The organism is Streptomyces sp. NPDC030296 (genome assembly GCF_055572815.1).
Genome location: NZ_JBVICQ010000016.1, coordinates 24,117 through 45,704 on the forward strand (window position 1 = coordinate 24,117; position 21,588 = coordinate 45,704).

General features: G+C 72.2%; 16 protein-coding genes. 8 read left to right on the top strand and 8 right to left on the bottom strand.

The window, feature by feature from the left end; translation table 11 throughout:
* Positions 1-14 precede the first annotated feature (14 nt).
* The 4 genes from ACZ4Z3_RS35085 to ACZ4Z3_RS35100 all read right to left on the bottom strand — a co-directional run bounded on the left by ACZ4Z3_RS35085 (position 15) and on the right by ACZ4Z3_RS35100 (position 4,929).
* The gene (locus ACZ4Z3_RS35085; protein ID WP_468504844.1) at positions 15-998 is read right to left on the bottom strand and encodes an ABC transporter permease; all 984 of its coding nucleotides are present in this window, start codon (positions 996-998) and stop codon (positions 15-17) included.
* A complete protein-coding gene (locus ACZ4Z3_RS35090) occupies positions 985-2,016 on the bottom strand; it encodes an ABC transporter ATP-binding protein (protein ID WP_468504845.1) in 1,032 nt (343 codons plus the stop codon). Before ACZ4Z3_RS35090 ends, ACZ4Z3_RS35085 begins: the two co-directional genes overlap by 14 nt.
* Before the next feature lie 76 nt (positions 2,017-2,092).
* Positions 2,093-3,445 (bottom strand): LolA family protein, encoded by a 1,353-nt coding sequence (locus ACZ4Z3_RS35095; protein WP_468504846.1) that lies wholly within the window; start codon positions 3,443-3,445, stop codon positions 2,093-2,095.
* A gap of 473 nt (positions 3,446-3,918) precedes the next feature.
* Positions 3,919-4,929 carry a polyprenyl synthetase family protein gene (locus tag ACZ4Z3_RS35100; RefSeq protein ID WP_468504847.1) on the bottom strand — a complete coding sequence of 337 codons (1,011 nt, stop codon included), beginning with the start codon at positions 4,927-4,929 and terminating at the stop codon, positions 3,919-3,921.
* A gap of 889 nt (positions 4,930-5,818) precedes the next feature.
* Between ACZ4Z3_RS35100 and ACZ4Z3_RS35105 the strand changes: the two genes are divergently transcribed.
* Positions 5,819-6,586, top strand: a complete 768-nt coding sequence (locus ACZ4Z3_RS35105; protein WP_468504848.1) for a transglycosylase SLT domain-containing protein — start codon at positions 5,819-5,821, stop codon at positions 6,584-6,586.
* Between the two features lie 74 nt (positions 6,587-6,660).
* Here ACZ4Z3_RS35105 and ACZ4Z3_RS35110 read toward each other — a convergent pair whose 3' ends face one another.
* From ACZ4Z3_RS35110 to ACZ4Z3_RS35120, 3 genes are all read right to left on the bottom strand, one after another.
* Positions 6,661-7,467 carry an HAD family hydrolase gene (locus tag ACZ4Z3_RS35110; protein WP_099969771.1) on the bottom strand — a complete coding sequence of 269 codons (807 nt, stop codon included), beginning with the start codon at positions 7,465-7,467 and terminating at the stop codon, positions 6,661-6,663.
* A 102-nt stretch (positions 7,468-7,569) separates the two neighbouring features.
* Entirely contained in the window at positions 7,570-8,772 is a 1,203-nt protein-coding gene (locus ACZ4Z3_RS35115) for an FAD-dependent oxidoreductase (protein WP_468504849.1), read from the bottom strand.
* 43 nt (positions 8,773-8,815) lie between these two features.
* A complete protein-coding gene (locus tag ACZ4Z3_RS35120) occupies positions 8,816-10,090 on the bottom strand; it encodes a carboxylate--amine ligase (protein WP_468504966.1) in 1,275 nt (424 codons plus the stop codon).
* A 231-nt stretch (positions 10,091-10,321) separates the two neighbouring features.
* Here ACZ4Z3_RS35120 and fahA point away from each other — a divergent pair, with 231 nt between their 5' ends.
* The 7 genes from fahA to ACZ4Z3_RS35155 all read left to right on the top strand — a co-directional run bounded on the left by fahA (position 10,322) and on the right by ACZ4Z3_RS35155 (position 19,138).
* Positions 10,322-11,545: a fumarylacetoacetase gene (fahA, locus tag ACZ4Z3_RS35125; RefSeq protein WP_468504850.1), complete on the top strand. Its 1,224-nt coding sequence runs from the start codon at positions 10,322-10,324 to the stop codon at positions 11,543-11,545.
* Positions 11,546-11,977: 432 nt separating this feature from the next.
* Positions 11,978-12,781, top strand: coding sequence for a GntR family transcriptional regulator (locus tag ACZ4Z3_RS35130; RefSeq protein ID WP_468504851.1), 804 nt, complete (start codon positions 11,978-11,980; stop codon positions 12,779-12,781).
* A gap of 63 nt (positions 12,782-12,844) precedes the next feature.
* A complete protein-coding gene (locus ACZ4Z3_RS35135; RefSeq protein WP_030790138.1) occupies positions 12,845-13,072 on the top strand; it encodes a 4Fe-4S dicluster domain-containing protein in 228 nt (75 codons plus the stop codon).
* 28 nt (positions 13,073-13,100) lie between these two features.
* A complete protein-coding gene (locus tag ACZ4Z3_RS35140; RefSeq protein ID WP_468504852.1) occupies positions 13,101-14,444 on the top strand; it encodes an ABC transporter substrate-binding protein in 1,344 nt (447 codons plus the stop codon).
* Entirely contained in the window at positions 14,441-15,403 is a 963-nt protein-coding gene (locus ACZ4Z3_RS35145; protein ID WP_468504853.1) for an ABC transporter permease, read from the top strand. The genes ACZ4Z3_RS35140 and ACZ4Z3_RS35145 overlap by 4 nt, the downstream gene beginning before the upstream one ends.
* Positions 15,387-16,202 (top strand): ABC transporter ATP-binding protein, encoded by an 816-nt coding sequence (locus ACZ4Z3_RS35150; protein WP_468504854.1) that lies wholly within the window; start codon positions 15,387-15,389, stop codon positions 16,200-16,202. Before ACZ4Z3_RS35145 ends, ACZ4Z3_RS35150 begins: the two co-directional genes overlap by 17 nt.
* 50 nt (positions 16,203-16,252) lie before the next feature.
* Positions 16,253-19,138, top strand: a complete 2,886-nt coding sequence (locus ACZ4Z3_RS35155) for a fumarate reductase/succinate dehydrogenase flavoprotein subunit (RefSeq protein WP_468504855.1) — start codon at positions 16,253-16,255, stop codon at positions 19,136-19,138.
* Positions 19,139-19,253: 115 nt separating this feature from the next.
* Here the strand turns inward: ACZ4Z3_RS35155 and recQ are convergent, their stop codons facing one another.
* Positions 19,254-21,407, bottom strand: coding sequence for a DNA helicase RecQ (gene recQ / locus ACZ4Z3_RS35160; protein WP_468504856.1), 2,154 nt, complete (start codon positions 21,405-21,407; stop codon positions 19,254-19,256).
* Positions 21,408-21,588 lie beyond the last annotated feature (181 nt).

Sequence of the window (21,588 nt, forward strand, 5' to 3'; positions counted from 1 at the left end):
CCCCGGCGGAGCCGCTACGTCGTGATGTCCCGGCTCGTGAACCGTGCCCAGGCCGCCGAGCCGAACACCGCCGCGTACAGAGCCTGGAGGCCGAGGTTGCGCTGGAGTTCGTCCCAGTAGACCGGCTCGCGCATGAGGTCGGCGAAGGACAGCCAGTAGTGGGAGAAGAAGTACGGGTGGAGGGCGTCGAGTTGGGGGATCTGGTCGAGGATCTGGACGGTGATGAGCAGCCCGACCGTGGTCGCCATCGCGGCGATGCCACTGTTCGTGAGGGTCGACACGAAGAGACCCAGCGCGGCGATCCCGATCAGTGACGCGGCCACCGCCAACGCGATCAGCAGCGCCCGGAAGAGTCCCTCACCGAAGCTGATACGTGTCCCGGAGATCGTCGTCACCTCGCCGAGGGGGAACAGCAGCGCCCCCACGGCCAGCGCGGAAGCCGCCACGACCAGGGTCGCGACCAGACAGAACGTCATCACCGTGGCGTACTTGGTGAGCAGCAGCCGGGTGCGGCCGGCGGGCGCGACCAGCAGATAGCGGAGGGTGCCCCCGCCCGCCTCACCGGCGATCGCGTCGCCCGCGACGACGCCGACCGCCATCGGCAGGAAGAAGGGGAGCGTCGCGGCCAGTGCCGTGAACACCAGGAACAGCCCGTTGTTGGTGATCTGCGCGATGAACGCCGGGCCCTCGCCACCGCCGCCACCGCCGCCCGGCCCTCCGCCCATCGACGACCCGTCACCGGTCTCGATCTTCACGGCGATGCCGACGAGGACCGGCACGGCCGCGAGCACGGCGAGCAGCGCGAGCGTCCGCCACCGCCGGAAGGTGGTGACCAGCTCACTGCGGAACAGCCCGAACGTCCACAGCAGGCTCGGCGCCCTGCCCGCCCCGCCCGCCCCGGCAACCGCATGAGACGCGGTGGTTGTGTCGCGAGTCGTGGCCGTGTCAGAAGCGGTGGCCCCGCCGGCAGTGATGCCGTCCCGCTCAACCCGCGACATCGAAGCCCTCCCCCGTCAGTGCCACGAACGCGTCCTCCAGCGAGGCCCGTTCGACGCCGAAGCCGCGGACTCGGACGCCCGCGGTGACCAGCGCCGCGTTCAGTTCGGCGAGGTCGCGGTCCGGTGGTTCCCCGGTCACCCGGTCCTCCGTCACCACGACGTCACCGACCCCCTGTTCCTTGAGCACCCGGGCGGCGTCCGCCGGGTCGGGCGTGGTGACGACGAGCCGTCCCCGTGCCCCGGCGGCCAGTTCGGCGACCGGGCCCTGGGTGATCAGCCGGCCCTGGGTCATGACGGCGGCGTGCGTGCACACCTGCTCGATCTCGTCGAGCAGGTGCGAGGAGAGGAAGACGGTGGTGCCGTCGGACGCCAACGCGCGGACCAGGGCGCGGATCTCCCGCATGCCCTGCGGGTCGAGCCCGTTGGTCGGCTCGTCGAGGACGAGGAGGCGGCGCGGTCGCAGCAGCGCCGCGGCGAGGCCCAGCCGCTGTTTCATGCCCAGCGAGTACGCCTTCGCCTTCTTGCCGGCGGCGGCCGTGAGCCCGACCCGGTCCAGGGCGGCCCCGACGCGTGCGCGCCGGGTACGGGGATCGGCGGTCGGGTCGGCGGCGTCGTAGCGGAAAAGGTTGTCGCGGCCGGAGAGGAACCCGTACGGCGCGGGCCCTTCGATGAGGGCGCCGACCTCGGGCAGTACGGTCCGGGCGGCACGCGGCATGGGCCTGCCGAGGACCTCGACGGTGCCGGAGGTCGGCTCGATCAGGCCCATGAGCATGCGGATGGTGGTGGTCTTGCCGGAGCCGTTGGGGCCGAGGAAGCCGAAGACGCTGCCCGCCGGGACGGTCAGGTCGAGGCCGTCCACGGCGAGTTGCCCACCGCGGTAGCGCTTGGTGAGCGCACGGGTGGAGATCACCGCCGCACCGGTGGCCGTCCTCCTGCCCGCGCCCGCGCCCGTGGCCGTATCCGTGTCCGTGTCCGTGTCCGTGTCCGTGTCCGTGTCCGCGGCGGACGGTTCCCGCATGGCTCCCTCATTCACGTACAGGCGCACGCCGTACGGCCGTACACCCGTTCGGGCATACGGCGTACGGCGCACGGGCCTACTTGGCGGCGTCGGCCGCCTTCACCAGCGCGTCCTTGGTGACGGCGCCCGCGTACACCTTGCCGTCATCGGTGAACAGGACGTTGATCAGGCGGGTCTTGAAGACCGTGCCGGAGCCGAAGTCGCCCTTGACCTGGTCGCCGAGGGAGTTCAGGAACCCGTCGACGCGGCTGTCACCGGACGACTCGGAGTCACCGGTGGGCATGCCGCCCTCGGCCCCGCTGTCGATCACGGCGATGGCGCTCCAGCCCTTGCCGATGGTCTTCAGCCCGCCGAGTCCGCTCGCGAACTCCTCCTCGGCGGCCCCGGCCCCCTTGCGGTCCGCGTCCTCGCCGAGCTCCTTCTCGAAGTCCTTCCCGAACTCCTTCTCGAAGTCCTCGCCGAACCCGTCGACCTTGTTGTCGTGGTGGCCGGACTCCTTGATCTCGTCGGCCTCGGTGACCTTCGCACCCTTCGGCGGGGTGAAGTCGAAGGTGGAAGCGCTCGGCTTGCCGAAGTCGACCTCGGTGAAGCCGGCGTCCACGACGGCCGCGCCACCGCTCGCCGGGGTCAGCGTGAACTTCAGCGGCAGCCCCGTCTTCGCGTCGACGGCGATGGAGATCGCGCCGATCGTCGAACCGGACTGCTTGGGCGCGATCACCAGCTTGTACGCGTCGCGCCCGGCGACCTGCGCGGTCCCGTCGACGGTCACGGACGTGGTGTCGTCGACGGCCTTCAGGGCCTCCTCGGCCAACTGCTGCGGGGTGGCGGGCACGTCCTCGGGAACGTCCTCGCGGCCCTTGCCGTCCTTGCCTCCCTTGCCCTCCTCGCCGGCGCCGGTCGCGTGGTACACCTCGTTCGAGGCGCTGTCGTACGCCCACACCTCGTCGCCGTTGTGGATGAGGCTGTACTCCGAGGTCTTGTCCAGCAGGGACAGCTTCTGCTTGTCCGGGCCGTCGGTGGCGATCCGCAACGTGTGGGTGCCGGAGGCGAGTTCGAGCAGCTTGGAGGACGGGTCGGCGGAGGAGCCGTCGCCGGAGGAGCCCTGCGCCCCCAGGCTGTCGGCGAGACCGCCCAGGTCGGGCAGGCCGAGATCCGTGGTGATCTTCACCGTGCCGGACACGCGCTGTACGTCCGAGGCGGCGATCTTCTCGATGAGTTCCTGCGCGCTGATCTTCGGCAGATCGGGGTCGCCGGAGCCGGCGAAGGCCGGGACGAGACCGATGGTCGCCGCCGCCACGCCCAGCACGGTGGCCGGGACGACGTACCGCGCGGCCTTGCGGCGTCGCGCCGAACGCACCTCCTCGGCCTCGGCCGCGAGCACGGCCGCGTCACCGGCGCGGGCGCTGTCGTCGGATTCGTACGGTGCCATGTGTGCCTTACCTCCGTCGTCGGCGGCGGCGTCCACTTAGAGCCGCCATTCTCACCCGAATCGGTGAGGAGTGGTGATACCCATCTGACCAAATCGGCCGCAGGGAATCGTCAGACTCGGGGCTCAACTCCACGTACTGCTACGGGATGACACGGCGACTGCCCGCCAACTGCTTCGGGATGACACGGGCCGACGACGCCCGAGGAAACCCGTAGGGGTCACGGGAACCGACCCTCCCGCGCCGGGGCGATGGCCGGAAGGGCGGAGGGCCGGAGGGGCGAAGGGCCGGCGGGCCGGAGGGGCGAAGGCCGGAAGGCCGGGGACGGTGAAGGCCGGAAGGCCAGGGACGGTGAAGGCCGGAGAGCCGGCACGGCAGAGGCCGGGCAGCCGGCACGGCAGAGGCCGGACAGCCGGCACGGCAGAGGCCGGACAGCCGCACGGCAGAGGCCGGCGGGCGGGGCGGAGGGACGGGGCTAGCCGGCCCGGTGCACCACCGCGTCGCACAGCTCGACCAGGGCCTCCTTGGCTCCGCACTGCGGCAGGGGTGCGAGCACCGCCCGCGCCTCCTCCGCGTACCGGACGGTGTCCCGACGGGCCTGTTCGAGCGCGGGGTGCACCCGGAGGCGGGCCAGGGCCTCGGCGTGGCGGGCGTCGTCGGTGAGGTCGGAGTCGAGCAGTTCGCACAGGGCGAGGTCGTCGGGCTCACCGAGTCGGCCCGCCCGCTCGCGGAGCCGCAGCACCGGCATGGTGGGAACGCCCTCGCGGAGATCCGTACCGGGGGTCTTGCCGGACTCGTGCGAGTCGGAGGCGATGTCGAGGACGTCGTCGGCGAGCTGGAAGGCGACCCCGAGCCGCTCCCCGTACTGGGTGAGGATGTCGACCACGGTCTCGTCGGCGCCGGCCATCATCGCGCCGAGGCGTCCGGCGACGGCGACCAGCGAGCCGGTCTTGCCGCCGAGCACATCGAGGTAGTGGTCGATGGGGTCGCGGCCGTCGCGGGGGCCCGCGGTCTCCAGGATCTGTCCGGTGACCAGCCGCTCGAAGGCCTCGGCCTGGATGCGGACGGCGTCGGGGCCGAGGTCCGCGAGGACGTGGGAGGCGCGGGCGAAGAGGAAGTCGCCGGTCAGGACGGCCAGGGAGTTACCCCAGCGCGCGTTGGCGCTGGGCACGCCCCGGCGGACCTCGGCCTCGTCCATGACGTCGTCGTGGTACAGCGTGGCGAGATGCGTCAGCTCGACCACCACGGCCGAGGGGACCACCCCGGGCGCGTACGGGTCGCCGAACTGGGCCGCGAGCATCACGAGCAGCGGGCGGAACCGCTTCCCGCCCGCGCGCAGCAGATGCTGGGCGGCCTCCTGGATGAAGGGGACCTCGCTCTTGGTGGCCTCGAGCAGACCCTCCTCGACGGCAGCCAGTCCGGCCTGGACATCGGCTTCGAGAGCCTGGTCCCGCGCGCTCAGCCCGAACGGCTCGACGACGGTCACGAGGGTTCTCCTGTCTGCTGGTCCGCTGACGATCACACGGTCGGTCTAGGTCGGTCTCACGGTCGATGACACAGTTTGTCGATCTGTCGCTGCCATCACCCGAGTCAGCGTATCCGGTCACCTTTCGATCACCACGAGCGCCCACGGGTTCGACTTGGACAACACGGATGGGCGCCCGAAATATTCCTGATCAGGAGATATGTCCGCATATCCGGTGGCGCCCACGTCGCACCGGAGGGCACTCCACCCCGGACCCCCACCGCGCACCCACTCGCACACCCGCTCATGCACCCGCACGACCGGCACCCCGATCACACGGTCCGGGATGACCGAAATCCACCCCTGTGCACCACTCTCGCCCCACCCCCGCGCACCACCCAAACCGGCCTTTCGGACAACCCGAGTTGACCGTTTTGCGCGTTACCCGCACTTCACCCCACTCCTCCCGTGAGTTGAGTCACGCGCGCCGAGTGCCACACCTCGCCACACCCGCCCCGTTTCCCCTTTGCAGTAGGCAAGTTGAGGTGCGCAAAGCGCACGAACCCGACGCCCATTTCGGGCAAACTCAAGGTCAACTACACCCATATCCGGATTCGGGGCTTGTTCCCCTCGTGTGCTCTCGCATACGTTCACACCCCGTCCGGACGGACCGCCGAATCCTGCCGCCGCCCGGACTCCCCACCCGACCACTCGACCACGCACGGCAGGAGCGGGGGAACCAGGTAAGCCGCCGGTCCGGCCTTCCCCACCGGACCGGCTCGGGGTGAAGCCACACACGGACCACCGACGCGCGCCGCACGCACGGCGCACGCCGGACGGCCGAGTGCGGCCGGGCGCCTCCCGTCCGAACCCGACAGCTCACCTCGCAGGCGCCGGAGAGGAATCCGCCATGCCCGGACGAGGCAAGCACCGCCGTCCCAGAACCAACCCCTTCACCCGTGGCGTCGTCGCCGCCGGCACGGGCGGCGTCGCCCTCGTGCTGCCGCTCACCGCGGTCGGCACCGCGAGCGCCGCCCAGCCGACCCAGGCCGCCGCCTCCGTGCAGACGGCCGCGCGGACCGCGCCGGCCGTCGTCCAGCCGAAGTCCGTCACCTACACCGTCGCCCGCGGGGACACGCTGTCCTCGATCGCGCGGAAGTACGGTGTCAGCGGTGGCTGGCAGCGGATCTACAAGGACAACCGCAAGACCGTCGGCGACAACCCGCGGCTGATCCACCCGGGCCTGAAGCTGAAGCTCACGGCGACGAAGACGGCGGCGACGAAGAAGAAGCCGGCGGTCACGAACAAGCCGGCCGGTACGGTGGCCCAGGCCACCCCGGCGTCCGCCACGACGTACCCGAACAACCTCGACGGCTGGATCCGGGAGTCGCTGGACATCATGGCGCGGAACGGCATCCCCGGCTCGTACGACGGCATCTACCGCAACATCATGCGGGAGTCCTCGGGCAACCCCCAGGCCATCAACAACTGGGACTCCAACGCCGCCGCGGGCACCCCGTCGAAGGGGCTGCTCCAGGTCATCGACCCGACCTTCGCCGCGTACCACGTGCCCGGCACCGCCTTCGACCCGTTCGACCCGGTCGCGAACATCACGGCGGCGTGCAACTACGCCGCCGCGAAGTACGGCTCGATCGACAACGTCTTCGGCGCGTACTGATCCCGCCACTGATCCCGCCCGGCCCTCGGGCCGGTCCGCTCCCCCCGGGTCACCGCCCCGGGGGGAGCGGGCGTTCAGGCGAACAGCCTCTCCAGCACCACCGCGATCCCGTCGTCCTCGTTCGACAGGGTCACCTCGTCGGCGACGGCCTTGAGTTCGGGGTGGGCGTTGGCCATGGCGACCCCGTGCGCGGCCCAGTCGAACATCGGGATGTCGTTGGGCATGTCCCCGAAGGCGATGGTCTCGCCCGGGGTGAGGCCGAGATGCTCGGCGGCCAGGGCGAGACCGGTGGCCTTGGTGATGCCGCACGGCTGGAGTTCGACGGTGCCGGGTCCCGACATGGTGACCGTCGCCAGCGAACCGACCGCCATGCGCGCCGCCGAGGCCAACTCGTCGTCCGACAGATAGGGGTGGCGCAGCAGCACCTTGCTGATGGGCTCGCACCACAGGTCGTCGCGGCGCGGTACGCGCAGGGCGGGCAGCGTGGGGTGCGGCATGAGGTAGCCGGGCTCGATCAGGGTGAGGCCGTCGACCCCGTCCTGGTCGACGGCCGCGTACACCTGGCCGACCTCCGCCTCGATCTTGCCGAGCGCGGTCTCGGCGAGTTCCCGGTCGAGGGTGACCGACCAGAGCAGCCGGTCCGCGCCGGGGTCGTACAACTGCGCGCCCTGCCCGCACACCGCGAGCCCCCTGCTGCCGAGGTCGTCGAAGAGGGGTCGCACTCTCGGCGCCGGCCGTCCCGTCACCACGAGGTGCTGAGCACCGGCCTCCGTGGCCTGCGCCAATGCGGCGAGGGACCGGTCGGAGAGCGTGTCGTCACTGCGCAGGAGCGTTCCGTCCAGGTCAGTGGCGATGAGTGAATATGCGGTGGGAGCGGCCATGATCAGAGAATACGGATGCCGACCCCCATCGGTTCGCCCGGAACCAGCCGACGTCAACTCCCCTTGCCCGAACCCGTGTTCATCGCCGGGACTCCACAGCCCCTAGCCGTGCGCGCCCGCGAGGTGCCGGGCCAGCCGGGGTGAGGCGAACTCCGTGCCGCACACGAACCGCATCACCGGTCCGTACGAGGCAGCCGCGGGCAGCCCCGTGAAGTACAGCCCGGGGATCGACGACCGGAATCCCGCTCCCAGCACCGGCGTCCCCCGGCTCACCTCCAGCTCCGTCCGCAGCTCATGGCCGAGGAAGCCCATCGCCCCGAGGTCGACCCGGTACCCGGTCGCCGCGATGACGTGATCGGCCGCCATCTCCTCCGTACGTCCGTCGTGCCCCCGCACCACGAGCCGCGGCCCCCCGTCGATGATGCCGCCGCGCACCACCCGGTCGACCTCCCGTACCTCGACGTGCCCCTCGAAGCGCTCGCGCAGCCACCACGCCCCGAGCGGCCCGAGCACCCGGCGGACCAGGTAGTGCCGGGCCTCGGCGGGCAGATACCGGTAGGGGTGCGGGTAGTAGCTGAGCGCCCACAGCGACCAGGCCCGCCCGAACGGTGACTCCGGCCGCAGCCGCGGCTGTTTCCACGGCGGCGCACCGAACGCCACCGCGCCCCGGCCGCGCGCGACCACCCGTACCCGGGCTCCCGCCTCGGCCGCGAGGACGGCCGTCTCCAGCGCGGACTGCCCCGCCCCCACGACGATCAGTTCCTTGCCTGCGAACCGTCCGAGGTCGTGGTGCTGGGAGCTGTGGGAGACCGGCCCGCTCGGTGCGGGCCCGTCGCCGGCCGCCCCCGCCAGCTCGGGCGGCAGGTGCGCGAGCCCGAACAGTCCGCTGGCCACGACGACGGCCCGCGCGGTGAACGACTCCCCCGAGTCCAGCTTCAGTTCGAAGCCGCCGCCCCTGCCGCGGTCCACGGAGACGACGCGTACCCGCTCCAGCTCGGGCACGAGCCGCTGCTGGAACCACTCGCCGTAGGAGATGAAGGTCTCCACGGGGATGATGTCCTCGTCCGTCACCAGCCGGCGGACGCCCGCCGCGTCGCAGTAGTCGCGCAGGGTGTTGCCGCGCTGCGGCGCGTCGATGCTGGACGCGGCCGGTGTCGACTTCAGGAGCATCCCGGCGGGCATGCTGTCCCGCCAGCTGACCATGGGTTCGCCGAAGACGCGGACCGGAATGCCGTGCGCCCGCAGATGGGCGGCGGTGGACAGACCGAACGGCCCGGCGCCGATGACTGCTACCGGTTGAATCACGAAGTCCCTCCCCAGGACGCGATGTGCCTACTTCGTGTGCTGCCTAGCCGTGGAGCCCGAAGCGGTCGCCCCGCCCGACGCGGTCGCCCCGCCCGGTCCGGCCGGACCGGTTGGCCCGCCACAGTTGATGGAGGTGCTTCGCGCCGGGTCGCACGAAGCGCGCGAGCATCGTGAGGAACGGCAGCGGGTCGTCACCCGCGAGCCAGGCCAGCTCCGTACCGTTCGCGCGGGCGGGCGCGTGCGGTGTGGTGTACCCGCTGCGCCGGTAGGCGAGCAGGGCAGGCAGGTCGATGTTCTCCACGATGTACCGCCGCCCGGCGAGCTGTTCCCCCTCCGGCACCGGGCGTCCGGTCAGATCCAGGTGCATGGCGCGTACGACGTCGATGCCCGCCTGGTTCTCGAAGATCCGGAACTGCGCGCCCATCCGCGGATTGAAGTCGAGCAGCTTGTACCGCCCGTCCCGCCGGTCGAAGCGCAGATCCAGGTCGATGACGCCGCTGAAGCCGATCTGCTTGATGAACCGGGCCGCGATGTCCGCCAGTTCCGGATTGTCCACGATGTACGCGTTCGCCGTCATCCCCGCGTGCGGCGGCCACGAACGCACCTTCACCCCGGTGAACAGGGCGAGCGGCGTGGACTCCGCGTCGAAGTAGGCGTGCACGATCCAGTCCTCGGCCTCCTCCCGGGGCAGGTACTCCTGGAGGATCACCCCGGGTCGCTCGCCCCATCCGCGGGCGAGCCGCAGCAGCGCCTCCGGGCTCTCGATCCGGGTGGTCCCGTTGACGGCGGGCTGCCGGCGCCGCTCGAACGCCTCCCGGTTCTTGGCCACCACCGGGAAACGGGCCCGCCCCGCGAACCGCTCGACCTCCTCGTACGACTGAGGAAAGGCGGCGGCGGGGCTGGCGACGCCGTGCTCGACGCACAGCTCGTGCAGCCCCTGCTTGCTGGCGAGGCGGCGCGGCAGCTTGGCGTCGACGCGCGGGAAGAGGAACACCCCGCCCAGCGCGTCCTGGTGCTCGGCGATGAGCACCGCGGCCTCCTCGTCGGTCGGCACGAGCACGCTCGGCCGCCCGATCGCCCGCCCGATCCTGAGCAGCCCCTCGACCAGCGGCTCGGGCTCCTCGGTCCCGGTGGTGGGCCACACGAACGCCCGCCGCAGATACCGCGAGAGGGCGGCCGGCGTGTAACGGTCCTCGGTGATCGCGTACATGGGCACACCGAGCCGCCCCAGGCTGCGGATCGCCCCGACGCCGCCGTGGTGCAGCGGATAGTCACCGAACTTGACGATGAGCCCGGGGACATCCCGATCCACCGGGATCGGCGCATGCCCGGCGCCCCTGGCCACGGGTCCCCCCACGTGTCCCCCTTACCGGACCCGGACCCACCCCGTCCGTGCCCCCACAGGACGCTAAGCCGGAATCATCCACTCCGACCCTCCCCTATCAGGACATTGCGAACTCTTTAGACACTCCCCGTTCCCGTCGTCGCCCCGTAACGTGTGCCGCGACCAGACGGAACGCCGGCACGCACGAGAGCGAGGCAGCACCCCATGCCCCCCTTCGACGTCCCCGAAGGCCACCCCTTCGGTCCGCACAACCTCCCCTACGGCGTCTTCTCCCTCTCGGGCTCCGACACCCGCACCGTCGGCGTCCGCCTGGGCGACCACGTCCTGGACGCGGCGGCGGCGGCCCGCGCCCTGGGTTCCCCGTACGCCGCCCTCCTCGGCCACCCCACCCTCAACCCCCTCCTCGCCGCGGGCCGCACCGCCTGGTCGGACGTCCGCCGGGCCCTCACGGCCTGGGTGACGGTCCCCTCCCACCGCGAGACGATCAGCCCCTTCTTCCACCCCCTCGCCGAGGTCACGCTCCACCTCCCCTTCGAGGTCGCCGACTACGTCGACTTCTACGCCTCGGAGAACCACGCCCGGAACGTCGGCCAGATCTTCCGCCCCGACTCACCGGACCCCCTGACCCCCAACTGGAAGCACCTGCCGATCGGCTACCACGGCCGGTCCGGCACCGTTGTGGTCTCCGGCACCGAGGTGGTACGCCCCTCGGGCCAGCGCAAGGCGCCCGCGGACCCGGCGCCGGTCTTCGGCCCCTCGGTCCGCCTCGACATCGAGGCGGAGGTCGGCTTCGTCGTGGGGACGCCCACCCGCATGGGCCACCCGGTCCCCCTCTCCGCCTTCCGGGACCACGTCTTCGGCGTGACCCTCCTCAACGACTGGTCGGCCCGCGACCTCCAGGCCTGGGAGTACGTCCCGCTGGGCCCTTTCCTCGGCAAGTCCTTCGCCACGTCCGTCTCCCCGTGGATCACCCCACTGGACGCCCTCGACGAGGCCCGCGTGACCCCGCCGCCCCGCACCCACGACCTCCTGCCCTACCTGGACGACTCCACCGAGGACCCCGGCGGCTACGACCTCCGCATCTCGGTCGCCGTCAACGGCCATGTGGTCGCGGAGCCCCCCTTCTCCACCATGTACTGGACCGCCGCCCAGCAACTGGCCCACATGACGGTCAACGGAGCCTCCCTGCGCACCGGCGACCTCTACGGTTCCGGCACGGTCAGCGGCCCCGCCGCGAACCAGCGAGGCTCCCTCCTGGAACTCACCTGGAACGGCCGCGACCCCCTGGACCTCCCCACCGGCAAACGCACGTTCCTGGAAGACGGCGACGAGGTCACCCTCAAGGCCTGGGCCCCCGGCCCGAACGGCACGGACATCGCCCTGGGCGAGGTCACAGGCAGAGTCGTACCGTCCCCGCAGCAGCCGTAGCCCCCGGACGGCGACCGCACGACACGGCCCGCGACGGCTCCGGGAACCGGCCGGAGCCACGGCGGGCGGGCCGCAACGGCTCCCGGAACCGGCCGGAACCACGGCAGGCGGGCCGCCCACGAACGGAAGGGGCCGTGCCGGTGCGCCAAGCCCGTCGCGTGGAGAAGCACAGAGAACAGCCCCCTCGAACCCCCGAGCAGTAGGGCACCAAGCGACGGGCTGACACACCGGCACGGCCCCGCCCCCAACGCACCCCGACGCGAACCGGCCACCCCCACCCCCGCCCGACGCCCACCCACCGGACACCCCCGGTGGCAGATCTTGCCCCCCACCTCCACGAACCCCCAGGTCAGAGCCCTCCCCGCCACCCCGTCAGATGGCGCAACACTCCGGCAACAGAGCTTTCCCCACCATCTCGGTATGGTTCGAAACATGCCACCCACCGACCGCATCCGAGACCACGCCGGCCAGGGCGCGACCACCGTCGCCGCCCACCGCGCACGTCGCCGGCTGCGCGCGGACCAGGCACGCCAACTCGCCGACCTCCTCCGCCGCCAGATCCTCACCGGCGGCTTCGGCTCCGGCACCCTCCCCCACGAGTCCGTCCTCGCCACCGACTACCGCGCGACCCGCAACACCGTCCGCGAGGCCCTGGACCTCCTCCGCGCCGAGGGTCTCGTCGACCGCCTCCCCGGCGTCGGCACGGTCGTCGTCGCCCGGAAGTACCCCCATGGCCTCGACCGTCTGATGGGCCTCGCGGAGACCCTCCGCGAACACGGCACGGTCACCAACGAGGTCCGCACGATGGGCCCCGCCCCGGCCCCCGCCCCCGTGGCGGACCGGCTGCGCCTCCCGCCCGGCACCGACGTCCTCTACATCGAACGTCTGCGCCGCCTCAACGGCCTCCCCCTCTCCCTCGACCTCACCTACATCCCGCTCACCCTCGGCACCCTCGACCTCGGCACGGCGCTGCTCGGCGCCGACCTGGAGAACACGGACGTCTTCCGCCTGCTGGAGACGATCACCGGCCGCCCCCTGGGGCACGCCGAGATCACCCTGGAGGCGGTGAACGCGGACACCCACTCCGCCGCCGTACTCGAAGCCCCGCGCGGCTCGGCCGTCCTGATGCTGGAACGGCTCACCCACCTCGCCGACGGCCACCCCGTCGACCTGGAGTTCATCCGCTTCCGCGGCGACCGCATCTCGATGAGCGGCCTGCTGCACCGCTCGCTGTAGCGCTCGCCGCACCGCTCGCCGTAGCGCCTCACCCTCCTGTTCCGCCCCTCCCTGGAGACAGCCATGCCTTTGGTGCCCCAGCGGGCCGACGTGCCCGTGACCATCGACGAGTCGAAGTGCATCGACGGCTGCACCCTCTGCGTGGACATGTGCCCGCTGGACTCCCTCGCGATCGACGAGAGCAACGGCAAGGCGTACATGCACGTCGACGAGTGCTGGTACTGCGGCCCCTGCGCGGCCCGCTGTCCCACCGGCGCCGTCACCGTCAACATGCCCTATCTGCTCCGCTGAACGCTCCGGTGAGAGGTCCCGAACTCCCATGAAGATCAAACCAGTTGTCGCCGCCTTCCTGGTACTGGCGCCCCTGACGGCCTGCGGCGGCAACGCCGCGGCCGGGGACGACGGCGCCACGGTCACCGTCACCGTCGGCTACCAGTCCAAGACCATCAACACCGTCACCGCCGGCACCCTCCTGCGCTCCCTCGGCTACTTCGAGAAGCAGCTCAACGCCCTGCACGACGGCCACACGTACAAGGTCGAGTGGCAGGACTACGCCACGGGCGCCCCCATCACCGCCCAGATGACCGCCGGGAAGATCGACATCGGTTCGATGGGCGACTTCCCGCTCCTCATCAACGCGGCCCGCGGCAAGCAGCTCAACCGGCCCACCCGGTTGGTCGCGGCGACCGGCTACAACCTGCGTGGCGGCCTCAACACGATCGTCACGGCTCCCGGCTCGAAGCTGAGCACCCTTGAGGACCTGAAGGGCAGGAAGGTCTCCACGAGCGTCGGCTCGGCCGCCGACGGCACCCTCGTACGGGCCCTGCGGGACGCCGGCCTCGACGCGAACGAGGACATCGAGAAGCTCAACCAGCAGCCGGCGGTCGGCGCGTCCGCCCTCTCCGCGGGCAGCGCGGACGCGCTCTCCCAGTTCGTCGCGTGGCCGGGCCTGCTGGCCTACCAGGGCAAGGCGAAGGCCCTCTACGACGGCGCGCAGCTGAACCTGCCGACCTTCCACGGCGTGACGGCCCGCGAGGACTTCGCGAAGCGGCGGCCCGCCGTGCTGGAGGCGTTCCTCAAGGCGCAGGCCAGGGCGACGGACTACCTGAACGACCACCCGGTCGACGCCGCCGAGAAGGTCGCCGAGGCGACGGGACTCCCCGCGGAGGTCGTCTACCTCTACAACGGCGCGCACGGCATCGCCACGTTCGACCCGGCGCTGAAGCCGGCGCTGATCGCCGCGCTGAAGAAGGACGTACCGATCCTGAAGGCGGCGAAGCTGACGGGCGACGTCGATGTGGACGCCTTCGTCGACGACCGGTACGCACGCAAGGCGCTGGGCGCGTCGTACGCGAAGCGTCTGGCCGCGACGCCGGCGCCGGCGGGGAGCGAGGTCTGGCCCAAGGACGCCGAGGAGACGAAGACGTTCAGGACCCCGGCCGAGCTCCTCTCCTACGTCGCCGGGCACAAGGACGACATCCGCGCCGCGTACGTGCCCGACGCGACGACCGGCACCCAGTGGTTCGCCGACAAGGCGGTCTGGGTGGCCGACGGCGGCCGGCTCCTCCCGTTCGTCGCCCCGGCCACGGCGAAGGCGTACGTGAGCGCCCATCCCGGAGCCCGGGTCATCACGTACGCGGCCGCCCTGGAGCAGGCGTCGTGACCGCCGGCCGAGGACCGACGGGACCCGGGTCGCGCCCCGCGCGACGCCGCCCCCGCCCCGCCGCCCGCTACGGCTTGCGCGCCCTCGCCCTCCTCGCGGCGCTCGCCCTCTGGCAGGCGCTGACGAGCCTGGACGTCGACCTGTGGCTGCGGTTCTCGCAGTTCCCCACGGTCACGGACGTGGCGCACGCCTTCGCGGACCGGGTGTCGGGCCCCGACTACTGGACGGACCTGGCCGACAGCCTCACCCGTATCGTGACGGGCTTCCTCCTGGCCGCGGTCCTCGGTGTGGCCGTGGGCGTCCTGATCGCCCGCTCGCGTCTCGCCGAGGACCTGCTCGGGCCCGTCCTGGAGGTGATCCGCCCCATCCCGGCGATCGCCCTGGTCCCGGTCGCGATCCTGCTCTTCCCGTCGAACGAGCAGGGCATCGTCTTCATCACCTTCACCGCCGCGTTCTTCCCGGTCCTGGTCTCCACCCGGCACGCCGTACGGGCGCTCACCCCGGTGTGGGAGGAGGCGGTCCGCACGATGGGCGGCGGCCGGTGGCGGGTGCTCACGTCGGTCGTGCTGCCGGGCGCGCTACCCGGCATCTTCGGCGGTCTGTCGGTCGGGATCGGTGTCTCGTGGATCTGTGTGATCTCCGCCGAGATGATCTCCGGCCAGTACGGCGTCGGCTACCGCACCTGGCAGGACTACACGATCGTCAACTATCCGGGGGTCTTCGTCGGCATGGCCACGATCGGTGTGCTCGGCTGGCTGACGTCGACGGCGGTGGAACTGGTGGGCCGCCGTCTCACCCACTGGCTGCCCCGCACGTCGGACGCCCCCGCGCCCCGGCCGCGCCCGCCCCGGCCCACCCCCGCGTCTTCCGTTCCGGCCCCCGCCCCCCAGGACGGCACGGCCGACAGGCCCGGCACCGGCCCCAAGCCCGAGGAGGCCCGCGATGAGCACCTCGTCTGACACGCGCGGCGCCCGCGGAACTCAAGGCGCCGGCGGAACTCCTGGCACCCACGGGACTCAAGGCGGCCGAGGCACCCGGCTCACACTGCACGCGGCCGAGTTGGGCCGTCCCGACGCCGTGGCGCTGACGGACGTCGACCTGGACGTCGCCCCCGGTGAGATCCTCACGGTGGTCGGCCCGTCGGGCTGCGGGAAGTCGACCCTGCTGCGAACGCTGGCCGGTCTGCTGCCGCCGCTGGACGGACGGCTCACCCAGGACGAACGCCTGCTGGTCGGCCCGTCCGCCGACCGTGCCCTGGTGTTCCAGGAGGACGCCCTCCTGCCGTGGCGCACGCTGCGGGCGAACGTCGAACTCCCCCTCGCCATACGGGGCCTGCCGCGCGCGGAGCGCCGTACCCAGGCGGAGGCGTGGCTGGCCAGGGTCGGACTCGCCGAGCACGCCCGCCAGTTGCCGCACCGCGTCTCCGGCGGCCAGCGCCAGCGCGCCCAACTGGCGCGCGCCCTCGCCGGGCGCCCCCGCGCCGTCCTGATGGACGAACCGTTCGGCGCGCTCGACGCCCAGACCCGGGCCGGTATGCAGGACCTGCTGGTGGAGGTGTTGACGGGCACGGGCGCCACGGTCGTCTTCGTCACCCACGACGTGGACGAGGCCCTGTTCCTCGGCGACCGCGTGGCCCTCCTCGGCGCCGGCCGCCTGACCGCCGTACGCGACGTCCCGCACCCCCGCGACCGCGCGGCCCACGACTCCCCGGCCCTGGCGGCCCTGCGCCACGACGTCCTCACCTCCCTCGCTTCCTGACGCCCCGACACCCCGGTTCCCAGGTTCCCCGGTTCCCGAAAGGCCCTCTGGTGGAGATCCCCGCCCTCACCGACGCCGAAGAGCTCACCTGCGACGTCCTCGTCATCGGTGGCGGCACCGCCGGCACCATGGCCGCCCTGACCGCCGCCGAGCACGGCGCGAACGTCCTGCTCCTGGAGAAGGCGCACGTCCGGCACTCCGGCGCCCTCGCCATGGGCATGGACGGCGTCAACAACGCCGTCATTCCCGGCCGCGCCGAACCCGACGACTACGTCGCGGAGATCACCCGTGCCAACGACGGCATCGTCGACCAGTCCACGGTCCGCCAGACCGCGACCCGCGGTTTCGACATGGTGCGGCGGCTGGAGTCGTACGGGGTGAAGTTCGAGAAGGACGAGCTGGGCGAGTACGCCGTCCGCCAGGTCCACCGCTCCGGTTCGTACGTGCTGCCCATGCCGGAGGGGAAGGACGTCAAGAAGGTCCTCTACCGGCAGCTGCGCCGCCGCGAGATGCGGGAGCGGATCCGCATCGAGAACCGGGTGATGCCGGTGCGGGTGCTGACGGCGGGCGAGGGCGCGGACCGGCGGGCGGTGGGCGCGGCGGGCTTCAACACCCGCACGGGGCGGTTCGTGACGGTCCGCGCCGGCGCGGTGATCCTGGCGACGGGCGCCTGCGGCCGCCTCGGCCTGCCCGCCTCCGGCTATCTGTACGGCACATACGAGAACCCGACGAACGCGGGCGACGGCTACGCCATGGCGTACCACGCGGGCGCCGAGCTGACCGGCATCGAGTGCTTCCAGATCAACCCGCTGATCAAGGACTACAACGGCCCGGCCTGCGCCTACGTCGCCAACCCCTTCGGCGGCTACCAGGTCAACCGGCACGGCGAACGCTTCGTCGACTCCGACTACTGGTCCGGGCAGATGATGGCGGAGTTCGCCGCCGAGATCGCCTCCGACCGCGCCCCGGTCTATCTGAAGCTCAGCCACCTCCCGGAGGAGTCGGTCTCCGCGCTGGAGTCGATCCTGCACACCACGGAACGCCCCACCCGCGGCACCTTCCACGCGGGGCGCGGCCACGACTACCGCACCCACGACATCGAGATGCACATCTCCGAGATCGGCCTGTGCGGCGGCCACTCCGCCTCGGGCGTCCGCGTCGACGACCACGCCCGGACCACCGTCCCACGCCTCTACGCCGCCGGCGACCTCGCCTGCGTCCCGCACAACTACATGATCGGCGCCTTCGTCTTCGGCGACCTGGCGGGCGCGGACGCCTCCCGGTACACCCCGTACGAGGGCGAGTTGCCCCCCGAGCAGCTCCGTGAGGCGCACGAGCTGATCTACCGCCCGCTGCGCAACCCGGACGGACCCCCACAGCCCCAGGTGGAGTACAAGCTCCGCCGCTTCGTCAACGACTACGTGGCGCCCCCGAAGTCAGGCGCCCGCCTCTCCCTCGCCCTGGGTGCCTTCGAACGCATGCGGGACGACATCGCCGCCATGGGTGCCCGCACCCCGCACGAGCTGATGCGCTGCGCCGAGGTCACCTTCATCCGCGACTGCGCCGAGATGGCCGCCCGCGCGTCCCTGGCCCGCACCGAGTCCCGCTGGGGCCTCTACCACGACCGCCTGGACCACCCCCACCGCGACGACGCCTCATGGTTCCACCACCTCGACCTGTACAAGTCCCCGTCCTCCGGCGCCATGGAGTTCACCGCCCGCCCCGTGGCGCCCTACCTGGTCCCCGTCGAGGAGTTCACCCCCCTCGGCGGCCCTTCCCGCCTCCTGGGCGAGGTCCACGCGGAGGACGTGGCCACGGCCGGGGCGAGGGAAGCGGCACCGGTGGCACGGGATGGGGGAGCGAGCCCGCAGGGCGGCCCCGGCTCACCCGACGCGTCCGGCGCGTCCGGCGCGTCCGGCGCGTCCGACCCGCTCGGCTCGGAGAGGGAGCCCCTCTCCATCACCGCGCAGGCCACGCACGCCGCTCCCCCGCTCTCCTCCGATCCCTCCGCCCGTCTCCTCGAACTCGTCGCCCTGGCCGAGGAGCAGCCCGAACTCCCCTCCCTGCGGCCGTACTTGTCGGACCCTTCGCCTGCCGTGCGGCGCGAGGCCGTCGCCGTCCTCACGGAGACACTGCCGCCGGGCACCGGCCCCGCCCTGGCCGAGGCGCTCCGGGACGACGACGCCGAGGTACGCGCCGCCGCCGCGGCCTCCCTCCGGGAACTCGTCGAGACGCTCCCGCCGGACCAGGCCCTCCGGGACGGTCTGGCGGCCGCCCTGACCGAGTCCGACGCGACCGTCCGCGCGGCCTCGCTGGACGTACTGCGCGCGCTGCGCCTCGGTGACACCACGCTGTTCGCGGCCTCGTTGGCCGACGCCGACACCGCGGTCCGCATCGAGGCCGTACGCGCCCTCGTCTCCGTCGACGCGGCCGACGAACTCGCCCGCGCCGCGACCACCGACCCGTCCCGCGAGGTCCGCGTCACCCTCGCCAAGGCACTGGCCACGGTGGTCACCAACCAAGCGGAACCCCCCACGACCACCGCCACGCGTACGACTCCCCGGACCACTCTCACCGCCCTCACGGCCCTCACCACCCTCGTCGACGACCTCGACGCCCTGGTGCGCGCCGCCGCCTACGGCGCCCTGGGCACGGTCGGCTGCCCACCGCCTCTCGCCGCCCTCGCCGTGACCGCCCTGTCCGACCCCACCTGGCAGGTGCGGGCCGGCGCCGCCACCGCCTTGTCCGCCGCGGACACCGCCGTCGCGGTCCCGGCCCTGGCCCGGGCCCTCACGGACCCGAACGCGGACGTCCGCAAGGCCGTGGTCCTCTCCCTGACCCGCCACACCACCGCCGAGGAGGCCCGCGCGGCCCTCACCACAGCCACGAAGGACTCCGACGCCGACGTCAGGGCCTACGCGTCACGGGCCCTGTGACCGGGGCGGCGGGCGCTGTCGGGTGTCCCGAGCAGCGCCTCGACCGCCGGCGTCGGGGCAACGACCACCGCACCCGGCAGCTCCCCGGACCCGACGTCGACCGAAGCGGCAGACCCTAGGCCCAGTCGTCGTAATCGGGCTCCGGCTCGTCCTCCGGCCAGTCGAAGGAGCCGTCCGCACCGTCCGCACCCCCGACGCCCCCCTCACGCGCCGAGCCTCCCGCCGTTCCGGAAGCCGCCGAGCCTGCCGTCCCCGTGGACGCGGTCGGCGGTGTCTCCTGGGACGTCCCGCCGCCGAGCGACGCGAGCACCCCGAGCACGCCCTCCCCGTACGTGGCCAGCTTCTTCTCGCCGATGCCGCTGATGGTGCCGAGTTCGGCCACCGACGCGGGTGCGGTCGCGGCGATCTCCCGGAGCGTGGCGTCGTGGAAGATCACGTACGCCGGGACGCCCTGTTCCCGGGCCTGCTCGGCGCGCCACGCCCGCAGCGCCTCGAAGACCGGCAGCAACTCCTCCGGCAGTTCCGCGACGGCCGCCTTGGCCTTCCGCTCACCGCGCCCGGACCCCGACGAACCCGAACCCGAGCCCGACGCCGACCGCGAGGTCACCGGCTTCTTCGGCTCCTTGCGCAGCGCCACCTCCCGCTCCCGCCGCAGCACCGCCCCGCTGTCCTCGGTGAGCACCAGCGTGCCGTACTCCCCTTCCACGGCGAGCAGCCCCTGTGCGAGCAACTGCCGTACGACACCGCGCCATTCGCCCTCGGACAGCTCCGCGCCGATCCCGAAGACGGACAGCTGGTCGTGGTCGAACTGGATGACCTTGGCCGTCCGCTTGCCCAGCAGAATGTCGACGATCTGCACGGCCCCGAACTTCTGCCCGCGCTCCCGCTGCAACCGCACCACCGTGGACAGCACCTTCTGCGCCGCCACGGTGCCGTCCCAGGTCTCCGGCGGTACGAGGCAGGTGTCGCAGTTGCCGCAGCCGCCGGGGTCCGGTTCCTGGCCGAAATAGCGCAGGAGCTGTCCGCGCCGGCACTGGGCGGTCTCGCACAGCGCCAGCATGGCGTCGAGGTGGGCGGCGGCCCGGCGACGGAACGCCTCGTCGCCCTCTCCGCCCTGGATGAGCTTGCGCTGCTGTATGACGTCGTTCAGCCCGTACGCCATCCAGGCCGTGGACGGCAGTCCGTCACGCCCGGCGCGGCCGGTCTCCTGGTAATAGCCCTCGACCGACTTCGGCAGGTCCAGGTGGGCGACGAACCGTACGTCGGGCTTGTCGATGCCCATGCCGAAGGCGATCGTGGCGACGACCACGAGCCCTTCCTCGCGCAGGAACCGCGCCTGGTGCGCCGCGCGGGTGCCCGCGTCGAGCCCGGCGTGGTACGGCACCGCCTCGATGCCGTTGGCGCTGAGGAACTCGGCCGTCCGCTCGACCGAGTTGCGGGACAGGCAGTACACGATGCCGGCGTCACCCGGGTGCTCCTGCCGCAGGAAGGACAGCAACTGCTTCTTCGGGTCGGCCTTGGGCACGATCCGGTACTGGATGTTGGGCCGGTCGAAGCTGGCCTCGAAGTGCCGCGCGTGCGGCATGGCGAGCCGCTCGGTGATCTCCCGGTGCGTGGCGCGGGTCGCGGTGGCCGTGAGCGCGATGCGCGGTACGTCGGGCCAGCGCTGCCCCAGCAGGGACAGGGTCAGGTAGTCGGGCCGGAAGTCGTGTCCCCACTGGGAGACGCAGTGCGCCTCGTCGATCGCGAAGACGGAGATCTTGCCGCGGGCGAGGAGGTCGAGGGTGGCGTCGAGGCGCAGCCGCTCCGGGGCGAGGTAGAGCAGGTCCAGCTCACCGGCGAGGAACCGCGCCTCGACGACGCGCCGCTCGTCGAAGTCCTGCGTGGAGTTGATGAACCCCGCCTGCACGCCGAGGGCCCGCAGCGCGTCCACCTGGTCCTGCATCAGCGCGATCAGGGGAGAGACCACGATGCCCGTGCCGGGGCGGACCAGGGCCGGGATCTGGTAGCAGAGGGACTTGCCGCCGCCGGTCGGCATGAGGACGACGGCGTCACCGCCCGCCACCACATGGTCGATGATCGCTTCCTGCTCGCCCCGGAAGGCGTCGTAGCCGAAGACACGGTGGAGCACGGCCAGCGCCTCGCTCTCCGCCGGCCGCCCCGTGCCCGGGCCCGCCGCCGGTGTCGTCCCGCTGTCGTCCGCCCATGGGGTGGTCGGGGCGGCCTCGCCGTCGTCCGGCCCTGCCGTCGTCCTGTCCTCGTCCGCCATCACACTCGTCCCGCCCGTCCCGATCATCGTCCGTCCCCCGTGCCTGCGTGCCCCGTGCCTCGCGCCCCGGGCTCCGTGCCGTCCGCGCTTCCTCCAGCCCCTGCCACGATAGGCGCCCGCACCGACAGCCTCAGAGTTATCCACAGGCTCCACTCTTCGGAGACCTTGGCCCTCTCCCCGG

Excerpts from the sequence above, each read along its gene's own strand:
- ACZ4Z3_RS35085 (WP_468504844.1), bottom strand. The coding sequence starts at position 998 with ATGTCGCGGGTTGAGCGGGACGGCATCACTGCCGGCGGGGCCACCGCT.
- ACZ4Z3_RS35090 (WP_468504845.1), bottom strand. The coding sequence starts at position 2,016 with ATGCGGGAACCGTCCGCCGCGGACACGGACACGGACACGGACACGGAC.
- ACZ4Z3_RS35095 (WP_468504846.1), bottom strand. The coding sequence starts at position 3,445 with ATGGCACCGTACGAATCCGACGACAGCGCCCGCGCCGGTGACGCGGCC.
- ACZ4Z3_RS35105 (WP_468504848.1), top strand. The coding sequence starts at position 5,819 with ATGCCCGGACGAGGCAAGCACCGCCGTCCCAGAACCAACCCCTTCACC.
- ACZ4Z3_RS35110 (WP_099969771.1), bottom strand. The coding sequence starts at position 7,467 with ATGGCCGCTCCCACCGCATATTCACTCATCGCCACTGACCTGGACGGA.
- fahA (WP_468504850.1), top strand. The coding sequence starts at position 10,322 with ATGCCCCCCTTCGACGTCCCCGAAGGCCACCCCTTCGGTCCGCACAAC.
- ACZ4Z3_RS35130 (WP_468504851.1), top strand. The coding sequence starts at position 11,978 with ATGCCACCCACCGACCGCATCCGAGACCACGCCGGCCAGGGCGCGACC.
- ACZ4Z3_RS35135 (WP_030790138.1), top strand. The coding sequence starts at position 12,845 with ATGCCTTTGGTGCCCCAGCGGGCCGACGTGCCCGTGACCATCGACGAG.
- ACZ4Z3_RS35140 (WP_468504852.1), top strand. The coding sequence starts at position 13,101 with ATGAAGATCAAACCAGTTGTCGCCGCCTTCCTGGTACTGGCGCCCCTG.
- ACZ4Z3_RS35150 (WP_468504854.1), top strand. The coding sequence starts at position 15,387 with ATGAGCACCTCGTCTGACACGCGCGGCGCCCGCGGAACTCAAGGCGCC.
- recQ (WP_468504856.1), bottom strand. The coding sequence starts at position 21,407 with ATGGCGGACGAGGACAGGACGACGGCAGGGCCGGACGACGGCGAGGCC.